This is a genomic window from Dokdonella sp. (assembly GCF_036518555.1).
GTDB lineage: Bacteria > Pseudomonadota > Gammaproteobacteria > Xanthomonadales > Rhodanobacteraceae > Dokdonella_A.
Genome location: NZ_DATDMY010000111.1, coordinates 1 through 5,475, shown reverse-complemented (window position 1 = coordinate 5,475; position 5,475 = coordinate 1). Strand labels below are relative to the sequence as shown.

The window sequence follows — 5,475 nt, the reverse complement described above, 5'->3', positions numbered from 1 at the left end:
ATGCATCAGCCAGTGCGGCGGCAGCCACCAGCTCGGCCTCGGTTGCGGCGATACCTACGGCACCGGCAACAACGACAGCCCGGGCGACATGGGCCCACGCAGCGAGATCATTCCGGCGACCGGCCAGTGGGGGCGCTGCGGCTCGATCTTCGATCCTGATTGCAACGGCAGCCAGAACAGCAGCGGCAACACGGACTGGACGCAGCGCATGAAGGTGCCGGAGAAGAAGCTCGCGCACGCGGGTGGCGACGGCGTGACGTTCCTGTTCGAATCGTGGTACGTCGCGCGCGACGACATCAACATCTACAACTCGATGGCGTCCATGTCGGTGAACCCGCAGTTCTCCGGCTCGCAGTGGTCGCTCACGGGTGCATCGAACTACCGCCTCGGCGGCGCGATCGACCGCTGGGTCGATCCGAGCAACCCGGGCACGAGCGCTCGCACGTCCGAGCTCAAGGTCCCCGAGGGCCATGCGAAGCTCGCGGCGAAGGTCACCGACCTCGGCAACGGCCGCTGGCGTTACGACTACGCGATCATGAACTTCGACTTCGCGCGCGCGGAAACGCAGGGCGCCGAGCCGAACCTGCGCGTCGTCAGCAACAAGGGGTTCGACTCGTTCAGCGTGCCGATCCAGGGCACGTCGCGCCTCGCGGCGACGTCGTCGAACCTCGGCGACGCGGGGCAGGGCCAGCAATGGCGCGCGGCAATCGCGAACGGACGACTCACCTGGAGCAACGACGCGAGCGCGCCCGTATTCGGCGGTTCGACGACGCCGCCGGTTGCGAGCCTGCCGACGCTCGACTGGGGCACGCTGTTCTCGTTCTCGTTCATCTCGACGTCGGCACCGGTCGAAGGTTCCGCGACGCTGCATGTCGCACAGGCCGGCTCGCCGTCCTCGTACGATCTCGTGACGCTCGTGCCAGGGGGCACGCGCTGAGCGACAACGAGGGTCCCGCCGCGATCCACGGCGGGACCCGGTATGCCGGGAAGCGGTCGGGACGCAGCGCACCGTGCTCGTCCTGACGGACGGTCCCGTGTAGATTCGCCGTTTCGGCCTCGCGCCGCGCGCCCCTCGGCGCGGCGACCGGCTCGACGCTTCCTGGGGAAGATTGGATGACGTATCAGGCCCGTGTAGCGCCCGGGTGCCTTCGGTCGAGGGCATCCACCCGCCACACCCTGCGCGGCCCATGCCTGCTGCATGGCCGCGCGATGCGAGCGCCGTCGTTCGTTCGTGACGCCGGCGCATCCGGCTTCGCCTGCACGCAGGCCGCCACCGGTGGCGTCGGCTGCGCGGACGGCCGTCATGCGCGCTGACGCCGTGCGCATGCGCATCGCCGTGCTGGCCGGTCTTGCGGCGATGCTGGTCGCGACCGCCGCGCTCGCGCTCGACTATACGCCGCATGGCACGCAGCCGCGTCTCGCGGTCACGCTCGGTGCCGTGAGCGTATGCATCGATTGCCACCGCAGTCTCGACCCCGCCAATGCGGGGTTCATGCCGCACTCGACCTGGGGCGGTTCGATGATGGCCAACGCGATGCGCGATCCGCTGTTCTGGGCCGCGCTCGACGTCGCCAACCACGATGCCGCCGCCGAAGGCCATGCCGGCGTCGGCGACTACTGCCTGCGTTGCCACACGCCGCGCGGATGGCTCGGCGGGCGCGTCGTCAAGGACGGGCTCGGCGGCACCACCGGCGCGGGTGGCGAGAGCGGATGTCGCCTGCTCGGCAACTACGCCGCGAAAGACCGCGAGAACAGCGACTACTCCGGCGTCGACTGCCACTTTTGCCACCGCCTGATGCCGGGCGGCCCGCAGGGCGAGCCGTTCATCGCCGGCAACGCCAATGCGTGGGTCGACGACGCGCTCACGTGCGACAGCACGCCCGGCTTCTTCGGGCCATGCCGGCGCGGACCGTACCAGTACCCCGCGGGCAGCATGCTCGAAGCGCCGCACGGCTGGGCCTATTCCTCGCATCACGTCGGTTCGGACATCTGCGCGACGTGCCACGACGTGACGACGCCCGACACCGACGAAGGGCCGCTGAAGACGCTCGTGCGCGCCGACGGCAGCGACAGCGGCCGGCCCTTCCCGATCGAGCGCACGTACACCGAGTGGAATCGCAGCCTGTTCGCCGACGCGATCCTGCGCGACGGATTCGGCGACGCGCCGTCGGGCATCCCGGTCGTGGCGAACGCGCAGCCGTGCCAGGCGTGCCACATGCGCGCGTCGCAGGATCCACTCGCGAAGGCGTGCGAAGCCAATCCCGCCGGTTCGCGCACGGGGAATCTCGCCGTGCACGAATTCGCCGGCGCGAACGCGTGGGTGCCCGGGATCATCAAGGCCGAGTTCGGCGGCAACCTGCTGCAGCAGCCCGAGGACTACGACCGCACGATCGCCGCCGCGCGCGACATGCTCGCATCGAGCGCGACGGTATCGACCACCGTCACCGCCTACACGCCGGCGACGCCGTCGGTCGCGGGCTCGATCTCGCTCGAGGTCGTCGTCACGAACCTCAGCGGGCACAAGCTGCCGACCGGCTACTCGGAGGGTCGTCGCATGTGGCTCAACGTGCAGGTGCGCAGCGCGGGCAATGTGCTCGTCGCCGAGAGCGGCGCCTACGACGAGGCGACCGCGACGCTGACCGAGGACGTGCAGGCGCGCGTGTACGAGTCGCTGCAGGGCATCTGGGACGCGCAATCGCAGGCGTGCGTGGTCGAGGCCGCGGGCGCGAAGCAGTTTCATTTCGTGCTCAACAACTGCGTCGCGAAGGACAACCGCATCCCGCCGCTCGGCTTCCGCGTGACCGCACCCGACGATCCGGAGGGCCTCGAAGCCGGGCCGGTGGCGGCCGACTATCCGGAGACGTCGCCCGGCTCCGGCGTGCTCGTGAACGCGGACCGCGTGACGTACACGTTCGCGATTCCGGCCGGCACGGCCGGTCCGCTCAGCGCGAAGGCGACGCTCTACCATCAGATCGCGAGCAAGGACTACATCGAGTTCCTGCGCAGCGAGGCGATCGATCATGCGTTTCCCGCGGAGAACGACCTGTGCGCGGGCGGTCCCGGTCGTCCGTTCACGGTCGGACCGCAGGCGCTCTCGCGGGGCGAATACATGTACGAGTTGTGGACAAGCCCCTTGCACGGCAAGTCGCCTCCGGAGCCGGTCGCGACCGGCCTGGCGATCGCCAAGGCCTCACCGCGTCGCCGCTGACCGCATCGCGCCGAATCTTCGAATGGGAAAAGACGTCACGTGAACCCGATACGCCGGAACCGCATTCTCCTCGTCGCGCTCTCGCTGTCCGCCTTCGCCGGCTGTGCGAGCGTGTCGGGCCCGCGCCCTGCGCCTCCTGCGCCGGAACTGGTCGCGAGCGACGTGCCCGAGGCCGGGCGCATGAAGGGCATCGTGATCAACCGCAGCTACGAGGATTTCTTCGTCCACGACGGCGTGGAGACGCGCCGCCGCATCGAACTCGCGTGGGACTACGACCGCGGCACCGCGATCCGTCGCACCTACGACCTCGACGGAAAACTGCTGCAGACGGAGGACGTCGTCGGCGCGGAGATGCGCCTCACGCCGCTCGAGGACGAGCGCGTGAAGGCGCTCGTGCGCGGATATCCGGGGCTGCGCGAAATTGCGGCGCGAGACGGCGTCATCATCTGGGCCGGCGGTTTCGTCATGCGCAAGCCCGGCGATCGTTATTGCGATCGCGGCACCCGCTGCATCTACGCCATCCTCGCCGAGGATGGAGGATTCACTCCGATCCAGCGGGCGATCGTCGACCTGCAGCGCGATCGCGTGGTGTATCCGGATTTCGACGCGGGATCGCGTCGGCAAGAAGAAAGTCCATCCTTGGGGAGCCACTAGAATGCGTATTCGTCGATCGTTGTCGTTGTTGACGCTGTTGCTGCTGGGCGGCTGGGCCGCGCCCGCCCTCGCCGATTCGCCCACGTGTTCGGGCAGCGAGCACCTGTTGAGCTGGCCGTCCGGCAATCCGATCTGGGAGATGTGCTGGTTGCCGCCGAGCCTCAGTGTCGGCGCCGACGGTTCGAGCCTCGAGGTGCGCAAGGTCTACTTCAAGGGCCACCTCGTCATGCGGCGCGCGCATGTGCCGATGCTGTTCGCCGAATACAACAGCTCGACCTGCTACCGCGACTGGAAGGACGCCGACGCCGCGTTCCTCGCCGACCATGCCGTGCAGAACCAGCTCGGCATCTCGGTCGACCCGCCGCAGGCGACGACGTCGTGCGATCGCTCGGCCGCGCCGGTGACGGCATACGGCGACTGCCCGTTCCAGTTGCCCGGCTATCCGAACGCGACGGCCGGTTGCGCGTCCGGCGTGAGCCTCGAGGACGGCGGCGACCATGTCACGCTGACCACGCAGCATTCGGCGGCCTGGTACCAGTACACGTCGCGGTGGACGTTCTGGTCCGACGGCCGCATGGAGCCCGAGTTCGGCTTCGGCAACAACGACGGCACCGGCAACGAGACCACGCACTGGCACCACAACTACTGGCGCATGGAGTTCGCGATCGACGATCCCGCGAATGCGGTCAACACGATCAGCATCAACGACGTCGACCAGACGGCCGAATTCAGCGACCTGCGCAACGCGACCGGCGGCCCGGGCGGCACGCCGAAGACGTGGGAGGTGCGCAACACGACGACCGGCAACGGGTTCCGCCTCGTCCCCGGCAATGACGACTATCTCGTGCCCACCAACGAGTCCGGCCGCGGTTTCCACACGGTCGACGTGATGGGCACGAAGCAGCACGACGGCGAATACGCCGACCGTTCCGACAACCCGCTCGGCGCGTGCGCGATGAACCAGTCCGCGCTCGTGAACGGCGAGAGCATCGTGAACACGTCGGTGGCTCTCTACTACCGCGTGTCGGTGCGCGATACGTCGCACGATGAATGGCCGCCGGGCTGTTCCGGCGGCACCTGCCAGGCGCAGGACTCGATGGTGTGCAAGAAGCGTGGCCCGACCTTGGTCCCGTTCGGCCCCTGGACGGGGACGACGCCGGGCCAGCCCGCGGCCACCGTCGCGCCGGGCAATGTCGAGGTCACGGTCGTGCAGGGCGGCAGCGCCAACGACATGTTCGGCCTGACCAACTCGGGCGACGTCGGCAGCACGCTCACGTACACGATCGATACGGCACCGGTCACCTGCGCGAGCCCGGCTCCGGTCGCGTGGCTCTCGCGCTCGCCCGACCAGGGTTCGGTCGCGGCCGGGGCGACGACGACGGTCACCGCGAGCGTGGATGCGAGCGGTCTCACCGCAGGCAGCTACACCGCGATGATCTGCGTGCACAGCAACGACCCCGCGCACGCGCTGATCGAAGTGCCGGTCACTGCGAACGTGCTCGTCGATCCGAACGACGTGATCTTCGCCAACAGCTTCGAATTGCCGTAAGCATCCGGCGGGCGCCGCCACCGCGGCGCCCGCCTTCGCGGCGCGGGCGCCGCCATTGCGACCG

The 5,475-nt window shown here is 69.0% G+C and carries 4 protein-coding genes; all 4 read left to right on the top strand.

Features of this window, described 5'->3' with window-relative positions; all coding sequences use genetic code 11:
* Positions 1–937: hypothetical protein (locus tag VI238_RS06760; protein WP_331649766.1), on the top strand; the 937-nt coding region annotated here is incomplete at its 5' end.
* 366 nt (positions 938–1,303) lie between these two features.
* A complete protein-coding gene (locus VI238_RS06755) occupies positions 1,304–3,208 on the top strand; it encodes a hypothetical protein (RefSeq protein WP_331649764.1) in 1,905 nt (634 codons plus the stop codon).
* A gap of 39 nt (positions 3,209–3,247) precedes the next feature.
* On the top strand, positions 3,248–3,862 hold the full coding sequence (locus VI238_RS06750) for a hypothetical protein (RefSeq protein WP_331649762.1): 615 nt from the start codon (positions 3,248–3,250) through the stop codon (positions 3,860–3,862).
* A gap of 1 nt (position 3,863) precedes the next feature.
* A complete protein-coding gene (locus VI238_RS06745; protein WP_331649760.1) occupies positions 3,864–5,411 on the top strand; it encodes a hypothetical protein in 1,548 nt (515 codons plus the stop codon).
* The last annotated feature ends 64 nt before the right edge of the window (positions 5,412–5,475 follow it).